This window comes from Gammaproteobacteria bacterium (assembly GCA_041395725.1).
Classification (GTDB): domain Bacteria; phylum Pseudomonadota; class Gammaproteobacteria; order Pseudomonadales; family Pseudohongiellaceae; genus NORP240.
This window is the reverse complement of the sequence record JAWKZW010000001.1, coordinates 1,135,174-1,157,424: the sequence shown is the minus strand read 5'-3', so window position 1 is coordinate 1,157,424 and position 22,251 is coordinate 1,135,174. Positions and strand designations below refer to the sequence as shown.

19 protein-coding genes are annotated in these 22,251 nt (G+C 57.2%); 12 read left to right on the top strand and 7 right to left on the bottom strand.

The window, feature by feature from the left end:
• Positions 1-524: 524 nt before the first annotated feature.
• A complete protein-coding gene (locus R3F50_05160) occupies positions 525-1,682 on the top strand; it encodes a 5-(carboxyamino)imidazole ribonucleotide synthase (GenBank protein ID MEZ5489692.1) in 1,158 nt (385 codons plus the stop codon).
• On the top strand, positions 1,679-2,176 hold the full coding sequence (gene purE / locus R3F50_05155; GenBank protein MEZ5489691.1) for a 5-(carboxyamino)imidazole ribonucleotide mutase: 498 nt from the start codon (positions 1,679-1,681) through the stop codon (positions 2,174-2,176). Before R3F50_05160 ends, purE begins: the two co-directional genes overlap by 4 nt.
• A 127-nt stretch (positions 2,177-2,303) precedes the next feature.
• Here the strand turns inward: purE and R3F50_05150 are convergent, their stop codons facing one another.
• The 3 genes from R3F50_05150 to R3F50_05140 form a co-directional block, all read right to left on the bottom strand.
• The gene (locus R3F50_05150; GenBank protein MEZ5489690.1) at positions 2,304-2,630 is read right to left on the bottom strand and encodes a hypothetical protein; all 327 of its coding nucleotides are present in this window, start codon (positions 2,628-2,630) and stop codon (positions 2,304-2,306) included.
• 128 nt (positions 2,631-2,758) lie between these two features.
• Positions 2,759-3,493: a hypothetical protein gene (locus R3F50_05145; GenBank protein MEZ5489689.1), complete on the bottom strand. Its 735-nt coding sequence runs from the start codon at positions 3,491-3,493 to the stop codon at positions 2,759-2,761.
• Entirely contained in the window at positions 3,478-3,756 is a 279-nt protein-coding gene (locus R3F50_05140) for a hypothetical protein (protein ID MEZ5489688.1), read from the bottom strand. The genes R3F50_05145 and R3F50_05140 overlap by 16 nt, the downstream gene beginning before the upstream one ends.
• 349 nt (positions 3,757-4,105) lie before the next feature.
• Here R3F50_05140 and R3F50_05135 point away from each other — a divergent pair, with 349 nt between their 5' ends.
• On the top strand, positions 4,106-6,676 hold the full coding sequence (locus R3F50_05135; protein ID MEZ5489687.1) for a phosphoenolpyruvate carboxylase: 2,571 nt from the start codon (positions 4,106-4,108) through the stop codon (positions 6,674-6,676).
• Positions 6,677-6,689: 13 nt separating this feature from the next.
• Complete coding sequence (locus R3F50_05130) at positions 6,690-6,926, top strand: DUF2164 domain-containing protein (GenBank protein MEZ5489686.1); 237 nt, start codon at positions 6,690-6,692, stop codon at positions 6,924-6,926.
• A 14-nt stretch (positions 6,927-6,940) separates the two neighbouring features.
• On the opposite strand, the gene R3F50_05125 is transcribed toward R3F50_05130, so the two are convergent.
• The 3 genes from R3F50_05125 to R3F50_05115 form a co-directional block, all read right to left on the bottom strand.
• On the bottom strand, positions 6,941-8,314 hold the full coding sequence (locus R3F50_05125; GenBank protein MEZ5489685.1) for a dicarboxylate/amino acid:cation symporter: 1,374 nt from the start codon (positions 8,312-8,314) through the stop codon (positions 6,941-6,943).
• Positions 8,315-8,524: 210 nt separating this feature from the next.
• Positions 8,525-8,902, bottom strand: a complete 378-nt coding sequence (locus R3F50_05120) for a GFA family protein (GenBank protein ID MEZ5489684.1) — start codon at positions 8,900-8,902, stop codon at positions 8,525-8,527.
• Between the two features lie 36 nt (positions 8,903-8,938).
• Positions 8,939-10,222 carry a Na/Pi symporter gene (locus R3F50_05115; GenBank protein MEZ5489683.1) on the bottom strand — a complete coding sequence of 428 codons (1,284 nt, stop codon included), beginning with the start codon at positions 10,220-10,222 and terminating at the stop codon, positions 8,939-8,941.
• Between the two features lie 447 nt (positions 10,223-10,669).
• Here R3F50_05115 and R3F50_05110 point away from each other — a divergent pair, with 447 nt between their 5' ends.
• From R3F50_05110 to R3F50_05095, 4 genes are all read left to right on the top strand, one after another.
• Complete coding sequence (locus R3F50_05110) at positions 10,670-13,816, top strand: efflux RND transporter permease subunit (protein ID MEZ5489682.1); 3,147 nt, start codon at positions 10,670-10,672, stop codon at positions 13,814-13,816.
• 300 nt (positions 13,817-14,116) lie between these two features.
• Positions 14,117-15,091, top strand: a complete 975-nt coding sequence (locus R3F50_05105) for an HlyD family efflux transporter periplasmic adaptor subunit (GenBank protein MEZ5489681.1) — start codon at positions 14,117-14,119, stop codon at positions 15,089-15,091.
• A 76-nt stretch (positions 15,092-15,167) separates the two neighbouring features.
• On the top strand, positions 15,168-15,413 hold the full coding sequence (locus R3F50_05100) for a hypothetical protein (protein MEZ5489680.1): 246 nt from the start codon (positions 15,168-15,170) through the stop codon (positions 15,411-15,413).
• A 459-nt stretch (positions 15,414-15,872) separates the two neighbouring features.
• Positions 15,873-16,697, top strand: coding sequence for an alpha/beta hydrolase (locus R3F50_05095; GenBank protein MEZ5489679.1), 825 nt, complete (start codon positions 15,873-15,875; stop codon positions 16,695-16,697).
• A 56-nt stretch (positions 16,698-16,753) separates the two neighbouring features.
• Here the strand turns inward: R3F50_05095 and R3F50_05090 are convergent, their stop codons facing one another.
• Positions 16,754-17,980, bottom strand: coding sequence for a D-alanyl-D-alanine carboxypeptidase (locus tag R3F50_05090; protein ID MEZ5489678.1), 1,227 nt, complete (start codon positions 17,978-17,980; stop codon positions 16,754-16,756).
• A 434-nt stretch (positions 17,981-18,414) separates the two neighbouring features.
• On the opposite strand from R3F50_05090, the gene R3F50_05085 reads away from it, so the two are divergent.
• The 4 genes from R3F50_05085 to R3F50_05070 all read left to right on the top strand — a co-directional run bounded on the left by R3F50_05085 (position 18,415) and on the right by R3F50_05070 (position 22,239).
• Positions 18,415-19,419 carry an LLM class flavin-dependent oxidoreductase gene (locus R3F50_05085; GenBank protein ID MEZ5489677.1) on the top strand — a complete coding sequence of 335 codons (1,005 nt, stop codon included), beginning with the start codon at positions 18,415-18,417 and terminating at the stop codon, positions 19,417-19,419.
• 9 nt (positions 19,420-19,428) lie between these two features.
• Positions 19,429-20,433 (top strand): mechanosensitive ion channel, encoded by a 1,005-nt coding sequence (locus tag R3F50_05080; GenBank protein ID MEZ5489676.1) that lies wholly within the window; start codon positions 19,429-19,431, stop codon positions 20,431-20,433.
• A 244-nt stretch (positions 20,434-20,677) separates the two neighbouring features.
• Complete coding sequence (locus tag R3F50_05075; protein ID MEZ5489675.1) at positions 20,678-21,250, top strand: sigma-70 family RNA polymerase sigma factor; 573 nt, start codon at positions 20,678-20,680, stop codon at positions 21,248-21,250.
• Between the two features lie 26 nt (positions 21,251-21,276).
• Positions 21,277-22,239: a HEAT repeat domain-containing protein gene (locus tag R3F50_05070; GenBank protein MEZ5489674.1), complete on the top strand. Its 963-nt coding sequence runs from the start codon at positions 21,277-21,279 to the stop codon at positions 22,237-22,239.
• Positions 22,240-22,251 lie beyond the last annotated feature (12 nt).

The window sequence follows — 22,251 nt, the reverse complement described above, 5'->3', positions numbered from 1 at the left end:
CAGAACCCCCTGCAGATCACGCCTTGGCATTCAGTGACACCTATTATTCAGCGGTTTCAAAGGAGACGGGAGTGACTGCTAATCGGTGTTAAGGCGCAGCGGCGAAGGAACAGCCGTCGCACCCTTGCATCAGTACACGGAGGCAGGAATCTGGCACCTAGCGCCAGCCCGGGGGAACCTGCCGTCGGAGCAATCAGAACGCAGCACCGACTGACCGAGGAAGACCGTTTTTCAGGGCTTCCGACCGAGGGAGGGTATCCCGGAGGGATGCGCGTTGCTCCGACGGCAGGTTCCCCCGGGCTGGTGCGGTCTCCAAAAAGAACGCTTACTGAAAAAACCACAACAAGAACACAACACAAATCGCAACAAGAGCAAGAACCAGATGCCCCCGCCCCGGCACAGCCCGGAACACCCCCCGCCTGCGGGGGAAATAAACCAAGATGAGGCACTTCCCTGAGGGGGATTCTTTCCGTTTACGGTCTAATCCGGTTAAAATCCGTCTTTAGATTCCGGAAGTTAATTCAGTGCAGGACAAATTCCCCTACCCCGTTAAACGTATCGGTATCATTGGTGGTGGCCAGTTAGGTCGTCTGATGGTCATGGCCGCCCATAAACTGGGCTGTGCCGCCACTGTGCTGGATCCCCACCGTAACTCACCCGCCGGTCAGCTGGCCGGGCACGAAATCGTCGGTAATTTCGATGATTCAGTTCGAATTCGCGAGCTGGTGGAGTCCTGCGAGGTGACCACCTACGATATTGAATCCATTGCCACCGAGTCGCTGGTGGAGCTGGCAGATCAGGGCCACGTGATTCTGCCCGCCCCCAGTCTGCTGGCCCTGATTCAGGATAAACTGGCGCAGAAACAACGCTTTGTTGAGGCCGGAATTCCCACGGCCGATTTCGTTCCCATGGACCAGCCCGAAGCGGAGGCGTTTCAGCAGTTCGGCTACCCCCTGGTGCAGAAGGCCCGTCGGGGTGGTTATGACGGACGGGGTGTCGCGATACTGGATAGCCCTGCAGACTTCGATCGCCATCTGAAAACTCCCAGCCTGCTGGAACGGCGAATCGATACCGACAAGGAGCTGGCCGTGATGGTGGTTCGCGCACCCGACGGCGAAATGCGCTGTTACCCGGTAGTCGAGATGGTTTTCAATCCAGAGCAGAATGTTCTCGATCAGCTGCTCGTGCCGGCGCGTATTGACGAAGCCCTGGCGCAGAAGACCCAGCAACTGGCCATGGACACCGTGAAGGCGCTGAATGGCGTGGGTATTTTCGGCGTAGAATTTTTCCTCGCCCGGGATGGCGAATTACTGGTGAACGAAGTCGCGCCCAGAACCCATAACTCAGGGCACTACACCATTGAGGCCTGCGTCACTGATCAGTTTGAGCAACACTTGCGGGCCATACTCGGCCTGCCGTTGGGCTCCACCGAACTGCTGTGTCCTGCTGTCATGCTGAATCTGCTTGGTGAGCCCGGCTTTGCCGGCCGGCCGCTGGTGGCAGGCTTTGCCCAGGCGCTCGCCATTCCCGGTGTATCAGTGCACCTGTACGGCAAGGCCGAAACCCGTCCTTACCGCAAAATGGGACACGTGACGGTGCTTGATCAGGACCTTGAACGGGCCCGTGAGAAGGCCAGGCAGGTCAGCGAAGTGCTTCGAATTGAGGGTGAGGAACGACTATGAGTGAGATCAGGATCGGCATCATCATGGGCAGCGACTCGGATCTGCCGGTCATGCAGGCGGCGGCGGATGTTCTTGAGGAACTTGAGATCGGTTACGAGATGACCATCGTTTCCGCCCATCGCACGCCGAAGCTTCTCTACGATTATGCGCAGAGCGCCGAGGCGAGGGGCCTGCGGGTGATCATCGCCGGCGCTGGCGGTGCCGCACACCTGCCGGGCATGGTGGCAGCGTTGAGCCCGTTACCGGTTATTGGAGTGCCGGTCAAATCATCCAGCCTCGGGGGTGAGGATTCGCTGCTGTCTATCGTGCAGATGCCCCCGGGAGTCCCGGTGGCCACCGTGGCAATTGACGGTGCCCGTAATGCCGGAATTCTTGCGGCCCAGATGCTGGGTACCGGGGATGACGCGGTGCGGCAGCGAATTACGCGCCTTAAAGAGGACCTGGAGTTAATGGTCAGGGAAAAGATCGCCCGTATGGCAGCCGCAAAGAGCTGACCCTATCGGACTGGTCTGTCGTTAGCAGTCTCTACCTCACCTTCAGCCTCAACCACACACGCTCTGTTCAGGCAGCCGGTCCGGCCAGTGCGGCCGGGCCGGCTGCTGCAGCTGGCCCGGCGAAATTTCAGAATCTATATTTCAGCGCCAGGCCCAGGCCGTCGGCGTTGCCGTATTCTTCGAAGGAAAACTCAGCGCTGATCCGTTCTGTGGCATTGAAGCCTATCCCCAGCCCCCCGCCGACCAGCCAGTCGTCATCGTTGACTTTGGCTTTACCGATCACTTCATCGTTCACTATCACCGGCGCCCGTCCGTCGATATCAAACTGATTGGTGATATTGACGATATCGTCATCGGCATTCAGGTAAAGGCTTGCGCCGGGAAATAGGGTCAGATCAGGCAGCGTGGTTTCGAACTGGTAGCCCGCACTGAAGCCGTAGACATCCGGAGACACTTCGATGCCATCGATGTCGGCAGTCAGATCACCAAGGTTGTCGGTCGGGCAAGAATTTTTCAGGGAGTTCTGGGTTCATAGCCGCAATGCTCTGCGGTAATGAATCAGAGGCTCACCGGGGGCCTGATTCAGCCCGCCAGGTAGGAATCAATTGCCAGTTCCACCACGGCTGCACCGGCCCAGGCCAGCGGAGGAATCAGTACATAAAAGACAATGCGGCTGAACAGGGAAAAGTCCAGCGGCCATTCCCGCAGGTGTGCCAGGTGTTTACGTCGCGCCAGCAGGGCATTGAGGCGATTAAGGGAATTATCATCCAGGCTGTGGGAAGTTGCCCCGATTTCGGTGTCGACCCGCTTCAACTCTTCTCTCTTCCGGCAGCGAATCTGCTGATGAACTGACCACATGGGTACCAGCATCAATACCAGGATGGCAGGTACACCTACCAGAACGGCGTACTGGTAATTGATCCAGCGGAATTCCTGATCAATGGCCTGCAGGGGAGTAATGGCCAGTGCGCCCACCACGATAAGCATGCTGCGCAGGCCTGACTGACCGAACGGGTTGAGAGAGTCCAGTTTAAACAGGTCTATCTTCACCAGGTGGCCCAGCCGGTACAGCAGATAGGCGTTGTGTTCTGCCCAGGCCAACAACAGACCGACCATGGCCCAGGTCAGGGACTGGGCAAAGACCATGGTCAGGCTGAATACAAAAACCGGGTTGTCTGGCTGAAAGGAGAGAATGCTCCAGGGGATGTTGGCGATTGCCGCAAACAACAGGCCAAACAGAACTCCTACCAGCCAGTAGGTTACCCGGTCCATGCGCTCGAGCAACGCCTGATGCTCATCCGTCAACAGGGTTGCCACGCTGCAACAACGCCTGGGGTCGCCTGGACCTGGACAATCAGACAGGCCAGCAGGTAGGGCGGCAACAGGGTAAATACCAGGAACTGGCCGGTGATCTGCAGGCGACTGTCGTAGCCCGCCAGGGTCTCAGTGGGGAACAGTGCCCCGGTTACAACAAACAGGGCAGTGAGAAAAGCCAGCAGCAGCAGGCTCGAAGTCAGAGCCGGCCGCGGCAGACGTCGAGTCAGGCTTTGAAGACAACGAATGGGTAAGGGATAGTCCATCAGCTCGCTCGCAGTCGGCTCAAAAAAGGGCGCTATTAAAGTATACGCTCGAGGCGGCCATCTGTAGATCAGATGCAAAGTATGCAATACAGGCGTGAAAATTGCAGTATTTCCAGTAATGCCGGTCCAGCTGTCAGGTTCCTGGCTGAACCGCTAGTCGAGCGAGTCCGGCCACTTCAAGTCCTGCTGAACGATCAGGGGATCAGGGCATTTAATGGCAACCTGACACAATCCCGGTCCTGAAAAAAATCTCGAACTGTCAAGGGCACTGGAACCGAACAGTTACTGGCAGCGGCTGATGGTACAATCCAGCTGTCTATATTGAAATGCAATAAAGGGAAGTGACTCTATGTCTGACTCCATCTCCAGAACCTTTGCGGAACTGGTGGATCTCAAGTACCAGTTATACAACGGGCTGTTCCTGACTCTGCCACTGGACGCGGTAGAGCAGACCGGTCTCCTGCTCCCTTTACTGGAGGTTGCCTGCCAGGAAGGTCTGGAGGCAGGCAAGGACCCGGCAGCCATCATTGAAGAATTCTTCACTACCCACAAGCCCCATTTTAATGAAAACGACAGAGCCGGCTTTCTGTTCAAGATCATTCAATATGTCGAGCGTCAGGTGGTGCTAGTGGATGCGCTGGAGGATGCCGCCTACAGGCAGATTCACCAGCTCGACAGTCACAATGTTCTGCAGCGGATCCTGGATCGGGTAGAGGTGGACGATGAGGAGCGCCGTTTTGCGGAAATTCTCCTCAAGTTCGGCGTGCGGGTTATTCTGACTGCCCACCCCACTCAATTCTACACTGGCCAGGTATTGGCAATTATCAACGATCTGAGTCGTGCTATCGGGCAGGGCGATATTTCCATGGTGCGGGAGCTGCTTTTGCAGTTGGGTAATACACCGTTTTATCGCAAGGATAAACCTTCACCTTATGACGAGGCGGTTCTGCTGACCTGGTATCTGGGCAATATTTTTTATCCGGTGATGGGGAAACTGGTAGACCGGTTGGCGGATCGTCATGGCGAGGAGATCAGGCGCAACCCACGGATTGCGACGGTGGGCTTCTGGCCGGGCGGCGATCGGGACGGCAACCCGTTTGTGACCGTGGACATTACGCGCCGCGTGGCGGCGAAACTGCGCTACGCCATTGCCACCTGTTATCACCAGGATATTCGTGAACTGAAACGGCGGCTGACATTTTCCGGGGTTTACGAAGCCCTCGAGGGTATCGAGAAACGGCTCCATGCCGAACTTTCCGAGACAGCTCCTGATTATCAGCTGACAGAATCGGCGCTGGTCGCGGCGCTGGACAGCATCGAATCGACGCTGCTGGAAAAAAACCAGGGGCTTTACGTTGACCGGCTCAGGTCTTTCCGGCGCAAGGTCGAGCTGTTTGGGCTGCACTTTGCCAGCCTGGACATACGCCAGTCCAGCGGTGTGATTGGTCGCACTATTCAGGAGATCAGCGACCTGCATGCCGGCTTGCCGGATACTGATGCAGAGGAGATGGATGAAGCGGCACAGCTTGATAAGCTTTTCGCTATTTCTGGAACCGTCGATATTGAATCTGTCGAGGAGCCGGTGCTGAAAGATACCCTGAAGTCTTTCGATGTCATCCGGTCTATTCAGAGCAACAACGGAGAGCGGGGTTGTCATCGCTACATAATCAGCCACTGTCGCGGTCCTGTGGATGTAGCCCGGGCCTATGCCCTGTTCAGGCTCTGCGGCTGGAAAGATCTGCCTCTGACGGTTGACATAGTGCCGCTGTTCGAAACCATCAAAGACCTGGCTGATGCCGGTGAATCCATGCGGCGCCTGTATGCCAACCCGGTTTATCGTAGCCATCTGGCTCAGCGCGATGATCGACAGACTGTGATGCTGGGCTTCTCGGATGGCACCAAGGACGGCGGTTACCTGATGGCGAACTGGGCCATTTACCGGGCCAAGGAGGACCTGACCCGTGTCTCGAGGGAAGCTGGCATCGAAGTGCAGTTTTTCGACGGCCGTGGCGGACCGCCCGCACGGGGAGGCGGCAGTGCCTATCTTTTCTATGCCGGCCTGGGCAAGAAGATCGAGAGCAACCAGATTCAGATGACGGTGCAGGGCCAGACTATCAGTTCCCACTACGGCACCGAGGAGGCAGCGCAGCACAATCTTAATCTGTTGCTTACTGCCGGGCTGGAAAATAATCTGTATGACCGGGCCGAGCGGGAGCTGAACGATTCCCAACGAGAGCTCATTGAAACCCTGGCAAGACACAGCTATGAGAAATACCAGGCGTTCAAGGAACATGAGCTGTTCCTCCCCTACCTGGAGGAAATGAGCACCCTCAAATATTACAACCTGGCCAACATCGGCAGCCGTCCGGCGAAGCGGGGCAATGAACAGGAACTGCGCTTCGAGGATTTGCGCGCCATTCCCTTCGTGGGCGCCTGGGCGCAGTTGAAACAGAATGTGCCCGGCTATTTCGGTCTCGGCAGCGCCCTGCGGGAACAGGAGCAGGAGGGCAACCTGGACAGCTGCAAGGCGCTTTATCACGGTTCGGTATTTTTCCGTGCGCTGATTTCCAATGCCATGCAGAATCTTGCCAAATCGAATTTCGAATTGACCCGCTACATGGAAAAGGATCCCAGGTACGGCGATTTCTGGCGTATGATTTATAAAGAGTATCAACTGACCCGTGAGATGGTGCTTAAGGTGGCGGGCCAAAGCTTTCTGCTGGAGGATAATCCGCGGGCGAGACTGAGCATTGCGCTACGGGAGCGAGTGGTTCTGCCTCTGCTGGTAGTGCAACAGGCCGCGCTGATGCGCTGCCATCAGCTGCGCCGCGAAGGCGGGGAAGATGAATTGGAACTGCACGAAAAGATGATCGTCAGATCACTGTTTGGCAATATCAACGCTTCCCGCAATTCAGCCTGAGCAGAGGTCGGTTATGGCGGAGATTAAATTCAGTAACGAAGAAAAGAACCAGCTGGTGAAAAAAATTCGCGACTACTTTGAGGCGGAGTTGAACCAGGAGCTGGGGCAGTTCGAGGCGGAATTTTTACTGGATTTTCTGGCCCGGGAACTGGGACCGTTCTTTTACAACCGTGGCCTGTATGACGCTCAGGCGGTGATGCAGAGCCGTATCGACATGGTGATGGAAGCCATCTACGAAATCGAGAAGTAGCTCCGGCTGGCAGTCTAACTGCTCTGGCTGCCCGTGCCGGGGTCGGCGGCGACAGAGCTGGCGGCCACCGGTTCGACCGCCGGGGCTGCCCCCCTGGCATCCAGTTTTTCCTGCATCGAAATCTGGTCCCTGGCCTCTCCCTGACCGCCTACCCAGCGCTCCATGAGCGCGCAGGTCACCAGGTCGCCGGTGACATTGATGGCCGTGCGGCTCATGTCCAGAATACGGTCGACCCCCATGATCAGGGCAATGCCTGATGGTGGGATGCCCACGGAATCAAGCACCATGGAGAGAATGACAATACCGACCCCCGGGGTTGCCGGTGATCCGATAGAGGCGCCCACTGCCATGGCGACGACCAGTGCCATGCTGCCCCAGCTCAGGTCAATGCCATAAACCTGGGCCAGGAATACGGTGGCAACACTCTGATAAAGTGCCGTTCCGTTCATATTGATGGTGGCGCCCAGCGGGATGACGAACTGGGAGATGGAGGGCCGCACGCCAAGCTGTGCTTCGGCGGTCTTGATTGACAAGGGCATGACGGTGGCGGAGCTGGACGTGGAGAACGCCAGCAGCAGGACGTCACGGGAGTCACGCAGAAAACGCAGTGGTTGCTGCCCGGCAAACACCCGCAGCATCAGCAGGTAAACCAGCAGCATGACCAACAGCCCGGTCAGTACTGTGGCGACGTAGATTGCCATCCCCAGTAGCGCGCCCAGCCCGATCTTGGTGGTCAGTTGCGCCATCAGTCCAAACACCGCTATCGGTGCCAGTTTCATCGCCCAGCGTACTATCGTCATGCAGACTTCCTGCAGTGAACCCAGCAGGTCCAGCATGGGCTTGGACTGGGCCGGTAGCATGGAAACCAGCGCGATACCGAATATCACCGAGAAGATGACGATCTGCAACATTTGCCCCTGCACCATGGCATCCAGTGGATTACCGGGCAGCAGGCCCAGCAGGGTATCAGGCAGTTGCACGATGCTGGGCGGGGACGGGACTTGATCGGTCACCTCCAGGCTGGTGGTTTCCGGGCGCAGTCCTGTCATCGACTCACCGGGATTGATCAGGCCGGCGATGCCCAGGCCGATCATGGCGGCCAACGCCGTCGTCGCGGCGAAAAACAGGGTAACCCGGACGCCAAGCTTTTTCAGCTGCTCAATGTTTTCACTGGCGGCGAGGCCGCGAATTACCGAGGCCACCACCAGGGGAATGACGATCATCTGAATGGTGGCCAGAAACAAACGGCCGGGAAATGCCAGCCAATTGCCTACGGTGGCACCGACAGCCCCGTCAACCAGTCCCACCGAGGGGCCCAGGATCACCCCGACTCCCAGCCCCAGGGCCATGCCAATCAGCACCTTCAGCCACAGCCGGCCCTCGACCATGTCGCCCAGGTGGTAACTGAGGCGCGCCAGTGACCGCGGGTGCAAATATTCCAGCGCTCTGAATGTGTGATTGCTCACTGATAAATTCCTTCATGCCTTTCCTCAATGAGGCTGAGGCGGTGAGGAAAATGATAGCAGATTGTCACCCGGGGAGTTGCGCCATGGGATAAGGGCCGCTTCAACGACTGGCGTCATTGATTGGCAGGTGATTTATTTATCCAGGTGCGCCAGCGTGTGTGCGTGGGCTTCCCAGTTTCTTCCGTCGAACGGGGAGAGGGTGAGGTTGTTCGGATAAGGATCAAGGCATCTGACGTTGACGGAGACGCCGTCCGGGTTGGAACGGGGAATATAAAACGATTTGATGCCACAGGTTTTGCAGAACAAGTGCCTGGCTACCCTGGTATTGAAGGTATAGGTAGTCAGGGCGGACTCATCACTGAGCAGGGTAAAGCTGGCTCTCGGCACTATCAGGTGTTGATAGCCGGTCATACTGCAGATGGAGCAATTACAGGCATGGCACTCAAGATGTTCGGGTGCGTCCACTTCGAACCGGACGGCACCGCAGTGACAATGTCCCTGGTAAAGCACAGAAGCTCCCTTGATCGTAATCGTTTCAGGTATTCGCTAGTCGATTATAACCTGGTTCTCCTCGAATTCCCTTCTCAGGGATTCGAGATTCTCCCCCCGGTTCTCCAGGTCCACAATCCCTGTTGTCCGATTACTGAGCGTGTATTGGGTGCCGAACACAGTACCGGGGATGAGGAAGAAAACGCCGAGAATATATCCGAATGCCCAGCTGCGGTTGGCTTCAGTGCGATCACCGAGCCATAGGGCAGATTTGATCGGCAGCTCGAAAAGGAAGGGAATATAGAGGAAAAGCAACACGCCAAAGACATTGTAAAGCAGGTGTACGAGGGCGATCTGCAATGCGAGCGCCTCGTTTGATCCAGTGATCGCAGTGGCAGCCAACAGGGCCGTTATGCAGGTTCCGATATTGGCACCCATGGTAAATGGGAACACCTGGCGGGTTGTCAGTACGCCAGCTCCGGCCAGAGGTACTATCAGGCTGGTGGAGGTTGATGAAGACTGAACCAGCATGGTGACCAGCGTCCCGGATAAGACCCCGGTTTCCCGGTTGCTGCCCAGGGCCGCTTCAAACACGTGCTTGGCCTTACCGACCATGACAGCTTTCAGTAATTTGCCCAGGTAGAGTACAGAGCTGATGATCAGCCCGATTCCGGCAGTAATGACCAGAACGGCGCCCAGTGTCGGGCTCGGTAGCACTTCAAAGAGATCAACGAAAAAATGCGCCACGGGTTTGGTAGCGGCACTGACGAAATTGGCATTCTGCAAGGACGCATCTGTATCGCCGGCAAACCATTGAGCAACCACTCCCCCTATACGCTCGAGGGGGTGAAACATGATTTCCAGGGGTAGGAAGACGGCAATGGAGTAGAGATTAAAAAAATCATGCACAGTGGCGGCCTGAAAAGCTTTCTTGAAGGTGTCCCGCTCACTGAAATCACCCAAGCTTACTATCGTGTTGGTGATGGTGGTGCCCATATTGGCGCCCATAATCATCGGCACCGCGATGCTTACGGGTAGACCACCCGCCACCATACCGACGATCACCGACGTGACAGTGCTGGAAGACTGGACCAGGGCGGTGGCCAATGTGCCAAGGATGACGCCGATGAAGGGGTTACTGGCGAACGAGAAAATTGTGGCGGCGCCTTCGGCACCACCGGTAAGCCATTTAAAGCCCTCACCAATGACACTGACTCCCACCAGCAGGGTGTATACCAGGACAATCACACCAAGCCAGACCAGCACCCTTGGTGCAGTCTCCGCGGGAACGGCAGATATCCTGGGTTCTACTTGCATCGCCGGCTCTGAGTTAGGCTTCATGGAGAAGGTATCTTCTGGTGGGCACTGTCTCTGGCAACAGCCAAAGCCCACAACTATGGCACTCGTTTATTACACTCTGATGACCTTGCTGTTGAAAGGACACCAGGCAGACAGCACCGGCTCACCTCCTTTTTGGATTCCGATCTGCCTGCGCACTGGTGTGATCGCCTAATTAGTGGTCTGGTTCACCAATTCAGCGTTGCCGAAATCCCCGAATGTTCAGCTAATACAGTGAGTTACAAAGATGGCACAAATTCTGAAAGAGAAAGGCTGAAAGAGGAAAGCTAAAAGAGAAAAGCTGAAAAGAAAAGCAGAAAAGAAAGGCTGAAGAGAAAATCTGAAGGCCACCATACAGTCCGGCACATCAGCATGAGCCTATAAACTTGTAACCTTGCTGGTGGCCGGGGCGTCTAAATTGAAAGACAGCTTGCGGGAAGAAATAAGCCAATGAACAGGAGCCAGACACTGATCGACCTGTTTGTGCGCCACAAAGTGGCGCCCAATCTGGTGATGATCATGATGATTCTTTCCGGGCTGTGGGCAGCCTCGCAGATCAACCTGCAACTGGATCCCAGCGTTAACCTGCCGGTGGTGACAATCCGGGCCGCCTGGCCGGGCGCGTCTGCAGAAGACGTGGAGCAGCTGATCGTTACGCCAATCGAGCAGCAGCTGGCGAATGCGGTCGACCTCAACAGCATGCGTTCCAGCAGTCGCACGGGCGCAGCCGATATCCGCTTGGAATTCGTTTTCGACACCGACATGACCAAGGCCCTGGATACAGTGAAGGACCGGGTCGCCCAGGTGCGTAATTTCCCGCCGGATATGGAGCCCATCGTGGTGGCACGGGCCACCGATTACGAACCCATTGCCGTGGTTGCGATCAGTGCCGACGGCTCGCTGTCGGAGCTGGTGCCCCTGGTGCGGGCCCTGGAGCAGGATCTTTATTCCCGTGGTATCGAGCGCATCGACTTCGATGGGATGCCGGAAGAAGAAATCGCCATTCAGGTGAGCAGCGGCACACTGGTGGAGCTGCAGACCAGCCTGGATCGGATCGCCGATGAGGTCCGACGTCGCAGCGTGGACGCGCCGGCCGGTACCGTGGGACGCGGACAGAGTGAGATGCAGTTGCGCAGCCTGGACCAGAAGCGTGCCGTGGCGGAATTTCAGGCTCTGGAATTGACGCTGCCACCGGAGGGCCGCCTGGTTCGTCTGACCGACATTGCTGACATTGAGCGCCGGGCCAAGGCCGGTCAGTCAGCATTGACCAGGAACGGCATGGCCACTATTGAAATGGAGCTCTACCGGCTGACCAGTTCCGACGCGCTGCTGGCAGCCCAGGTGCTGGAGCAATGGCAGCAGGAAACGGCAGCGGACCTGCCGGCAGGGGTCGAGATCAACGTTTACCAGGAATCCTGGATCCTGTTGCGGGATCAGCTGCAGGTAATCTGGGAGAACGGCTTGTCCGGCCTGGTGCTGGTGGTTATTACCCTGTTGCTGTTTCTCAATGGCAGGGTGGGCTGGTGGGTCATGGTCGGTATCCCGGTAAGCTTCCTGTTCGCCACGCTGATCTACTTCGGTATTTTCGAGGGCAGTATCAATGTTCTGGCGCTCATCACCTTCATCATGGCTCTGGGTATCGTAGTGGACGATGCCATCGTGGTGAGTGAAGACGCGGTGACTCTCTATCAACAGGGCATGTCTGCCACTGAAGCTGCCGCCAGCGGGGCCAGGCGCATGCTGGTACCGGTTCTGACGTCGTCGCTGACCACCATGGCGGCCTTTGTGCCGCTGTTGATCACCGGTGGTGAACTGGGCGCGATGATCATGACTCTGCCCATGGTACTGCTGTGTGTGATACTGGCTTCACTGGTGGAATGTTTTCTGGTCTTGCCGGGGCATCTGAAACATAGCCTGGGAAAGATGTCGCGGGAACAGCCGGACAGTTTTCGCAGCAGGTTCGACCGGCGATTCTTCCGCTTCCGTGATCGTTACTACCGCCCTCTGCTCGATAAAGCCCTGGCAGCGCCAGGTACCACACTCTGTCTGGCTGTCGGCTGTGTCTTAGTGTCCATGAGCCTGCTTGTCAGTGGCCGGGTCGGGCTGAACATGGTCACCGGGGTGAGCCCCGAGATGCTGGAAGCCAATGTTAAATTCAGCGCCCAGGCCAGCGAAGCCGATCGCCTCGGGTTCATGGCAATGCTGGAACAGACCATGACGACGACGGACCGCGAGCTGGGCGGGGTCAATATCGCCGGCTTCATCACCAAGTTCAACAGTGCCAGGCTGAACCAGGAGAGGCAGACTGGTAATCAGTATGCCTCATTGCGGCTGGAATACGCCTGGGAAGAAACCCGTCAGGCCCGCCCCCAGGACTTCGTCGACAGCTGGCGGCAGAAGGTATCCCGCCCCCCTTTCGTGGAGGAGTTGTATCTGGAAGTTACCGGCGGCGCCAACAACGGCCGGCCGGATATTTCGCTGGTATTGCGCGGGCGCGATGTCCCCACATTGAAGCAGGCGTCAGAGGAACTGCAGGCAGCCCTGGCCTCCTACCCCGGCGTTTCCAATGTGTTTGACGACCTGCCCTACGGCAAGGATCAGATTGTTTACGCGTTGAACCCGGCAGGGAAATCCCTGGGGATATCCACCGAGTCCCTGGGTCGACAACTGCGCGCCGCCTATAACGGTCAGCGGGTTCAGGTATTCAACCAGGAAGATTCAGAAATTGAAGTGAATGTCATGTTGCCCGATGCCGAGCGGGACCACATGACTTCCCTGAAGCAGTTACCAGTTGTTACCCCCGGCGGCGAGCTGGTGGCTCTGGGCATGATCGCAGACCTGCGTAACCGCAGCGGTATCGATGTCATCAATCACAACAACGGCTTCATGTCAGTGGTGGTCAGTGCCAGTGTTGACCCGAGGGTGAATAACGCGGATCAGATTGTTACCCATATCAGTAACAACGCCCTGGCGGAAATACGGGATCGCTACAACCTGACTTCCGCCCTTGATGGGGTCACCCTGCAAAATCAGCAGATTCTGAACACCATGAAACTGGGTGCGGTGCTGACGATCATCTTTATTTATTTAATTCTGGCCTGGTCGTTTGCGTCGTACACCTGGCCCCTGGCGGTCATGACCGCCATCCCTCTGGGCCTCACCGGCGCCGTCATCGGTCATCTGGTGATGGGCTACGATCTTGGCGTCATGTCCCTGCTGGCGTTCTTCTCCCTGACCGGAATCGTCGTCAACGACTCGATTATTCTGATCAGTTTCTTCCGCCGCGCCCTGGCTGAAGGGCTGTCCGTCAACGATGCCATCCATAAGGCGTCACTGTCCCGGTTCCGGGCGGTGGTGCTGACTTCACTGACAACCATCGCAGGCCTTGGACCCTTGATGTTCGAGACCTTCAGCCTGGCCCTGTACATGGTGCCCATAGCCATCACCCTCTGCTTCGGGCTGGCGTTTTCCACACTGCTGGTGTTGCTGGTGATCCCGGCCCTGATTGTAATGATCGAGAACTCCAGGGAATCGCTGCGTGCCATGGTTTCCAGGCGATTGGGCCAGCAGGCGCAGACGCTGCAGGGAGAGGCCTAGGGCAGGGGAGAAAAGGAAAGGCGGTAACGAGGGGAAGGGAGAGAGCAGAGGGTGGAAGGTAGAGGGTAGAAGGTAGAGGGTAGAGAGAAAAGAGGAGAGAAAAAAGAAGAAGAAAGAGGATTAGTGGTGAGAGGGCTGAAGGGAGAATAAGAGAGAGGGGAGATGGGAAGCGAAAAGACAAGAAGACAAAAAGCAAAATCAGAATAAATAAAAAAGCACAGATAAAAGCAGCAAAGATAAAAAAGAGCAACAACGACAGCACAACGAAATGAATAGAGAGCGAGCGCAAATAGGTGAATTATGAAGATGTCGAGCCGGATACGCAGACCCTTCGAAGATCTGTTCAGGAAATTGCCCTGGCTGCTGGTGCTGGGTGTTTCGGGGTTGGTGGCGGCTCTCATTATTGCCACCGGTCCCAGCGCCGCCCCGGTTGAGCAGGTCGAAACTGCCTGGCCGGTGTCCGTGAAGACGGCAAGGCCGGAAAACCTTGCGCCGGTGTTACTGACTTTTGGCAGGCTGGAATCCCGCCAGGTGGCAAACCTCAATACCAGTATCAGCGCGCCGGTAAAGGAAATACATCGCCACGAAGGCGAATGGGTGGAAGCCGGCGAGTTGCTGATTGAGCTGGATGCAACCGAGCTGCAGCTGGCTTACGAGATAGCCCTGGCAAATTATCAGCGCAATCAGGCGCAACTGAAATCCGTTGGAACCGAACAACAGCTGGCCGAGAACCTGGTTGCCGAGTACCGGCAGCTTAACGAGATAACTCAAGCCAGGCTGCAGCGGGTAAGAGATCTGCATGAACGGGGCATGATCGCAGACTCTGAACTGGACGCTACCCGCCAGCAGGCCAGTGAACAGGCCATCCTGGTCGAGGAACACCTGGCCCGGGTCGCGGACTTCCCCAACCGTGTCGCCCAGCAACAGGCCAATGTGGACGAATCCGCCGCCTACCTGGAGCGAGCCCGCATTGACCTGGCGCAGACCCGCGTAGTGGCGCCATTTGCCGGGCGTGTTATCAGTACCGAAGTGACCCAGGGTGACCGCGTAACAGCCGGTACCAGCCTGGTGCGCATCGCCGATTATTCGGGCCTGGAAATCCGTACCTCCATAGCGGCCGGCACGGCAGCTTTGTTGCGTGACAGCATTTCCCGGGGGCAGGTGGTCACGGCAACCAGCGAACTGGACGGCAGGCGGCTGAGCTTTCCCCTGGTGCGACTGGCAGCAGATGTGAAACCCGGTCAAAGCGGTATCGACGCTTTTTTTTGCCAGTGACGCCAGTGACGCACTGGATATTGGCCGTACCCTGCAACTGGCTGTCACGTTACCGGAAGTCAGCCAGGTGATTCCCATGCCGGTGCATGCCCTGTACCCGGATCAGACCCTCTACCGGGTGGTGGAGGACCGGCTGCAGGCAATTCGCTACCAGCAGCTGGGTGACTATCTCGACGCGGGCGGAGACCTCAATGTGCTGGTGCGCTCCCAGGAGATCCGGGCCGGCGACCGGCTGATGATTTCCCAGCTTCCGAGGGCTATTACCGGACTGCTGGTGGACCCCATTGAAGCCAGCGGTAGCGAGGTATTGAGGATCAACTGAGCCGATCAAAAAATCCGCCTGCAGCAGAACAATCCCCGTCAGGGTATTGCGCGTTGGCCGGGCAGGTCGGCACCCCCGCCGGCCCCCCGGCCTTTTTTATGAGCCCCACCGAGTATTCGTGCGCCAGTCTCAGCCTGATGAATGCGAGGGGATGATTATTCTGAGTGGCCTGGTTGCTATACAATCATTTCAATGGCCGCTACCTTTGGCTGGTCCCGTATGCAGAGTCGGCAAGCAGCCGGTTCTGCGAGCCCGTAATCGTTTCGAATAGGAGGAAACCTGATTATGCCCCGTCACTCTCACTGCACGCCTTTATGGCTTATCCTGCTCGGCGCTTTAGCAGTCTCAATCCCGGGCCTGGTGTCTGCACAGTCTGCACCACCGCAGACTCCCCCGTCCGACTGGGGGCCGATCTCAATTAACCTGGAGGAATTCGAATACCCGTATCCGGTTGAATTCATGAATTTCAGAATTTACAACCAGGATGTCCGGATTGCCTACATGGACGTCGCGCCAACCGGGCCGGCTAATGGTCGAACGGTCATCTTCCATCATGGCGGTCTCTACTATGGCTGGTACTGGCAATCACAGATCGAGGCCTTGAGCAACGAAGGCTACCGGGTGATCGTGAAGGACCGCCTCGGCTGGGGTAAATCCTCCAAACCAATTCTCCCTTACAGCATCAGCCTGTGGGCTTCCAATACGGCGCGGCTGATGGATCACCTGGGTATCGAAGAGGCGGCGATGGTAGGCCATTCTATCGGTGGGCAGATGGTTACCCGCTTTGCCTTTCTGTACCCGGAGAGAACCACCCACCTGGTCACCGTCAACCAGGTGGGGCTGACGGACAGACGAGCAGGGCGCGGGTTCAGGCCAATGACCGGCGAGGTGGATGCCAACCCGGACATGGAAGCCGTCTTCGACGGCCTGCTGAGATGGGCTGAGGAAAATTACGTCACCTGGCAACCGCAGTTTGCGGAGCATATGCGAATTCGTTATGGGCAGCGGCTCAGTGGCGACTGGCCCCGCATGGCCTATGTGAGCGCGCTGACCGGCCAGATGCGTGGCATGGATACGGTAGTCAACGACTGGCAGCATATCCAGACCAGAACCCTGATTATGGGTGGAGAAGAGGACTACCCGACCTTTGCCGAGGAAGCCCGTCATGCGGGCCAGGTGTTTCCCAATGCCGAAGTTTTTCTGATTCCCGACGTTGGCCACAATCCTCATGAGGAAGTGCCGGATATCGTAAATGCGGCGCTGATTCGGTTTTTAGGGTCTTAACCACAGGCTGGTTGTTGATCAATCAGGAAACTGGTCTTTTTTCACACGGTATGGGTTCATAGCCGCTGGCGCAATAACCGCAGAATCTCCGCGCGATTATTGGCCGCCTGGCTGGTCATTATGACGAAGGGATACAGGCCATCGGGCCCGGGCAGATAGCCGGCGAAGTTGTAGACACCGGTCAGGGTGCCGCTCTTGCGCAGGTTGCCGTCCACCTCGGGAAGCAGGTCGGCATAGGGCCTGAAGGCCTCAAGGATGTGCAGCATGCCGGCGGCGCTGCTGCGCTGCTGGCGGGACAGGCCGGAACCTTCCAGCATCAGCAGCGAGCGTGGGTCGTTGCCAAAGCCTGCCCCGTACAGCTCGGCAAGCTGCTGCTGCAGGGCCGCCCTGGCAGACGCGCTGGTTGCCGGGTAGCCGCTGCGGTGCGCCCCGAGGGTGAGAAAAAGCTGGTTGGCGATGAAATTGTTGGAGTAGCGAAGCAGGCCGTCCAGGTTATCCCGCAGCGAGCGGGAATTGAAATGCCGGTAGACCAGCGTCCAGTCATCTGTCACCGGTTCATGATAGAAGTTGGCATCTGATACTGTGATACCAGACCCCTCCAAGAAAAGCCGAAACAGCTGTTGAACCTGCAACAGACCGGCGCGCGGATCCTCACCCAGATTGATGCGCTGAGGCTCACCCGGAGAGAGTGGTGCGCCGAGCTCGCGGGCAAGGGGCGTCAAGGGAGTCTGGGGTTCCGCTGAGAGCAGCCTGCCGTCTTCAGACCAGGCCAGATTCACCGTATTGAAATTGACCGCCAGCGCGCTGTTGCGGGCACCATAGGGTTGATCGGTGCCCCGTTCGAGAGGCAGATCCGGATCAGGCTCAAAGGCCGAGTCATCCACAACAAGGCGCCGGACTTGATTCAAGCTCTGTTGTGCCAGCAGGACGGTGATGCTGTTTATCTCCTCTGACACCAGGTAAGGATCACCCAGGCCCCGGATCAGCAGATCGCCGCTGTCATTACGATAAAATTCGGTCTGAAAGCGAAAGTCCTCCCCGAGCACCGTCAATGCCACCTGTGCCAGGGGGATCTTGACCAGCGAAGCGGGTATGAGTTGACGATCAGGGTTCAGGCTCACCAGGACTTCCCCATCAGGTGCCTGCAGCATCACGCCGCCGTCTCCTGCCAGTGCGGCCAGCCTGTCCTGCCCCGCCACCGGGAACGCCAGGGTGCCGCAGGCCAGCAGCAGGAAGAGCGCGAGCCTCTGAAAAGCGGTAAGAATAGGTGTCAAATTTCCCATTGACTGGTCACGGTCGGTAGCCCGGTTACAGGTGAAAATCTACGGTAGCGCCGGGGTCGGGGAATGTCCAGTGTTGTCATTCAAGATGCGCAGGATTGCATTAGCCAGGCGTTTGCAGTTGCATAGGCCCGAACCCGAACCCGAACCCGAACCCGAACCCGAACCCGAACCCGAACCCGAACCCGAACCCAAACCCAAACCCAAACCCAAACCCAAACCCAAACCCAAACCCAAACCCAAACCCAAACCCAAACCCAAACCCAAACCCAAACCCAAACCCAAACCCAAACCCAAACCCAAACCTGTACCTGTGTTCCGAGTCGGTAACAACGAAGTACACCGCGCCTGCAAAAGATCACAGGAACCGCGAGGGAAACCTATAACAACCAGGACCCCACGCGGATCATGCCCAAAACGCGTATAATCCTGCCATCATGATGAAACTCTCAGTACTGGATCAGTCCCCCGTCCGCAGCGGCAGCACCGCCCGGGCCGCCCTGCAGGAAACATTCGCCCTGGCAAAGCAGTGTGATGAGCTGGGATACCATCGTTACTGGCTGGCGGAGCACCATGCGTCCGACGCCCTGGCAGGTTGTTCCCCGGAAGTACTGCTGGGGCGGCTCGGTGCCGAGACGCAGCGCATACGAATCGGTTCCGGGGGTATCATGCTGCCCCATTACAGTCCCTACAAAGTGGCGGAAAATTTCAAACTGTTGCAGACCCTGTATCCCGACCGGGTCGACCTCGGCGTGGGCCGGGCGCCGGGCACCGATCCGTTTACTGCGGCCGCCCTGCGCTACGGGTCGACTGTCGGGCCGCAACATTTTCCCGCCATGGTCGCCGACTTGCAGGCGCTGATAAACGATACTGAACCGGTCACCCGCGGAATGGAAGGCGCCAGGGCGTTTCCCCTGGTAGAGCAGCCGCCGGAAATGTGGATGCTGGGTTCCAGTGAGGACAGCGCCGGCTTTGCCGCCGACGCGGGCCTGCCCTACAGCTTTGCCTATTTTATCAACCCATCTATTCGCACCGACATTTTCACCCTGTATCGTCAGCAGTTCCGACCGGGTCCCAACCTGGAAAGCCCCCACACCAGTCTGTGTGTATTTACTGTCTGTGCCGAGACAGAAGAAGAAGCGTGGCGCCTGTCACGCAGTCGCGATCTCTGGTTTGTGCGTCTGTTGCAGGGGGCTCCCGGACCGGTGCCCACCGTGGAGGAAGCCACCAGTTACCCTTATGCCGATGCCGAGCGGCGGGCCATCGAGGCCAATCGCGATAAGCGTGCGGTAGGCACTCCCGCGCAGGTGAAAGCCCGTTTGCTCAGCCTTGCAGAGGAATTTGGCGCCGATGAACTGATGATTCTCACCATCACCCACGATCCGGTTGCCCGCGCCCGGTCCTATGCCCTGCTTGCTGCCGAGTTCGGACTTGGGGTGTAATGGCAGGTCATGATGCTGCCGGAAATTCTGACTTCCTATCTGCCGCTGGCCCTGGCCACGCTAATCTGCGCACTGCTGCTGGGGCTGCTGCACTTCTTCCTGATTCATCGTCAGAAATCACTGTCCAGCGAAGAAAAATTTCCCCGTCAGTTACTGTTGCTGGGGCTGACAATCCTGGCACTGGTCATTCTGGTGCTGACCGCACCCTTGAGTGAGTCGTCACGAAACCAGGTGCTGGGGTTGCTGGGTATTGTCGTGTCCGGTGTGCTGGCCTTCTCGTCGACCTCCTTCGTCACCAACTTCATGGGCGCTATCGGCCTGCGCGTGACACAACCGTTCAAGGTGGGGGACTTCATTACCGTCGGAGACCATTTTGGCAAGGTGGTTTCCCGGGGCCTGCTGGATACCGAGATTCAGACGGAAACCCGGGAACTGATTGCCATTCCCAATGCAACGTTTACCCAGAAGCCGGTGGTAGTGGCCCGTCGTTCCGGGGTTATCCTGACCAGCACGGTATCATTGGGATACGATATTCCGCACAGCACGATCGAGCCGTTGATGGTGGCTGCTGCCGTCAAGGCGGGGTTGGAAGAGCCGTTTATCCATGTGTTGAGCCTTGATGATTTCGCTGTCTCCTACAAAGTCGGCGGTCTGCTGACCGACGTGGAACGCATACTCACGGTCAGATCGGATCTCAACCGGCAAATACTGGACATTGTTCACGGTGCCGGGTTGGAAATCGTTTCTCCAACTGTCACCAGACACATTACCCAGGACGCCGAAACCCGCATTATCCCGGCGAAAGTGGCGCCGTCAGACGGCAAAGAGTCAGTCGAGGCGGAAGAAATCGCCTTCGACAAGGCCAGGGCGCTTGACCAGCTGGAAAGCGAGAAACAACGGCTCAGCGAACGGCTCGAAGATAAAAAGAGTCTCGATGAGTCAGAGCGCGAGCGATTGCGTCAGCAGTTGTCACTCATCAAGGAGCAGGAAAAACAGCTTCGCGACAGCGAGTAATCCCCGAGGCCACCGATCATCGATCAATAGAACTGCTCTAAGGAGTCTCTGATTAATAACCCTACCGCTTTGCGGCAAATAACCAGAGGGTCCCTGCCATCCAGTCCCGCCCGCCAGATTCCGGCAAAAAAATCTGCTCTGAGCTGTTAACCTTTTGGTTGTCCTGGGACTCTAAGAAAAGCAAGCAGCTAAACTTCGGACACACCTGCCAGAAAGCAGGTTGATAAATCATGTGGAGCCACGTGTGTTAAGGGATTCCGAGCAGGAACTCATCAACGCCGCACAGGCTGGCAATGTTGCCGCCTTTGAACGGCTGGTGCGTCCGGTGGAGCGGCAGATGCTCGCGGTTGCCGCTGGAATAGCTCAGAACGCCGACGATGCCAATGACATCTTCCAGGATGCCATGCTGTCAGCATTCAAGTCGATCGGTTCCTTTCAAGGTGGCAGCAAGTTCAGTACCTGGTTGCACCGGATCGTGGTGAATACCTCGTTGTCCTACCGGCGCAAGTTCAAGCGTTTCTGGCAGCAGACCACTGAGCTTCATGACGGCGTTGAGTATGAGGAACAGCACTGTACGGATGCCTACACGCCAGAGGAATCGTTGTTATCTGCAGAGTTGAACACACAGCTCAACACTGCGCTGGCCACTTTGACTGAGCGGGAGCGCATCGCCTTTGTCCTGTGTCATCAGCAGGAGCTCAGGCTGAAAGAGGCCGCTGAAATCATGAACTGCAACGAAAATTCACTCAAAGTCTTCCTGTTTCGCGCCCGGGGAAAGCTAAGACAACAGCTCGATCCCTATCACCGGCAGCGCTAAAGGAAAGAAAATCAATGGAGCAGCCAATGAATAAGCCAGAAGACAGAGAGCAGCTCGAGGATCTGGTTTTACGCTATTTGTACGGTGATCTGGATAACGCCGAACGTACCAGCTTCGAGCGCGCGTTGTCAGACAACCGGCAACTGCAGGAGATCCTGCTTCGGGAACAGGCCCTTGAGCATGCAATTCCCCTGGGTACCAGTGTGCATATCGACGATGGCAGGCTTGAAGACAATCGGCACCGGATGCACCGGAATCTGCAACGGCAGGTTGCCAATCGTTCTCCGGTCAGTGCTTTTTTGCAGGCTCTGATCCGCAAGCCCTCACTGATGGCGTTGCAGTCGGCGGCACTGGCAGCCAGTTTTGTGCTGGGCATACTTATCGACGGTTCCGGCGGCGACGGTAGTGCCGGCAACAGTCCCCAGTCTGGTGTTTCGCCGCTGGCGCTGATAGGTGAACAGGATTATGAAATATCCGCCATGCAGGTGGATCGCTTCGATCCGCTCAGTGGTGATATTGATCTTTCGTTCTCTATGGCATCAGAGACACGAATGAGTGGCAATGTTTCCGATGTCGGCATAAGGACGCTGATGACGGTGGCGCTGCTCAATGAAATTGATGAAGCGGCCAGGCTGGATGCAATCGAAGTGCTGCAGAATGCGTCCTATACGGACGAAGTCTCTTCTTCAATCATCTATGTTCTCAATTACGACAGTAACCCCGGAGTTCGCTACTCGGCGGTACGCTCACTGGTGGATTACGTGGAAATTGAGCCGGTGAGGAACGCCTTGCGCAATGCCTTGCAGGATGATGTGAATCCTGGCGTGCGGGTGGAAGCGTTCAATGCCCTGGCTCGAAACCCGGACTCTGAAACCCTGGCGGTTTTCCGTCAACGGGCCGAAGTGGATGGCAATGACTATATTCGACAGCGGGCCAGGGAGATCATCGAAAATCCCGGCAACGGTGTAAACAACTCTGAATTTTTCTAAAGAGGTAGTGAA

Bases quoted from the DNA above. Each gene is read 5' to 3' on its own strand.
- purE (MEZ5489691.1), top strand. From the start codon at position 1,679: ATGAGTGAGATCAGGATCGGCATCATCATGGGCAGCGACTCGGATCTG.
- R3F50_05140 (MEZ5489688.1), bottom strand. From the start codon at position 3,756: ATGGACTATCCCTTACCCATTCGTTGTCTTCAAAGCCTGACTCGACGT.
- R3F50_05135 (MEZ5489687.1), top strand. From the start codon at position 4,106: ATGTCTGACTCCATCTCCAGAACCTTTGCGGAACTGGTGGATCTCAAG.
- R3F50_05130 (MEZ5489686.1), top strand. From the start codon at position 6,690: ATGGCGGAGATTAAATTCAGTAACGAAGAAAAGAACCAGCTGGTGAAA.
- R3F50_05125 (MEZ5489685.1), bottom strand. From the start codon at position 8,314: ATGGTCGAGGGCCGGCTGTGGCTGAAGGTGCTGATTGGCATGGCCCTG.
- R3F50_05115 (MEZ5489683.1), bottom strand. From the start codon at position 10,222: ATGAAGCCTAACTCAGAGCCGGCGATGCAAGTAGAACCCAGGATATCT.
- R3F50_05110 (MEZ5489682.1), top strand. From the start codon at position 10,670: ATGAACAGGAGCCAGACACTGATCGACCTGTTTGTGCGCCACAAAGTG.
- R3F50_05105 (MEZ5489681.1), top strand. From the start codon at position 14,117: ATGAAGATGTCGAGCCGGATACGCAGACCCTTCGAAGATCTGTTCAGG.
- R3F50_05100 (MEZ5489680.1), top strand. From the start codon at position 15,168: ATGCCGGTGCATGCCCTGTACCCGGATCAGACCCTCTACCGGGTGGTG.
- R3F50_05095 (MEZ5489679.1), top strand. From the start codon at position 15,873: ATGAATTTCAGAATTTACAACCAGGATGTCCGGATTGCCTACATGGAC.
- R3F50_05090 (MEZ5489678.1), bottom strand. From the start codon at position 17,980: ATGGGAAATTTGACACCTATTCTTACCGCTTTTCAGAGGCTCGCGCTC.
- R3F50_05085 (MEZ5489677.1), top strand. From the start codon at position 18,415: ATGATGAAACTCTCAGTACTGGATCAGTCCCCCGTCCGCAGCGGCAGC.
- R3F50_05080 (MEZ5489676.1), top strand. From the start codon at position 19,429: ATGATGCTGCCGGAAATTCTGACTTCCTATCTGCCGCTGGCCCTGGCC.
- R3F50_05070 (MEZ5489674.1), top strand. From the start codon at position 21,277: ATGAATAAGCCAGAAGACAGAGAGCAGCTCGAGGATCTGGTTTTACGC.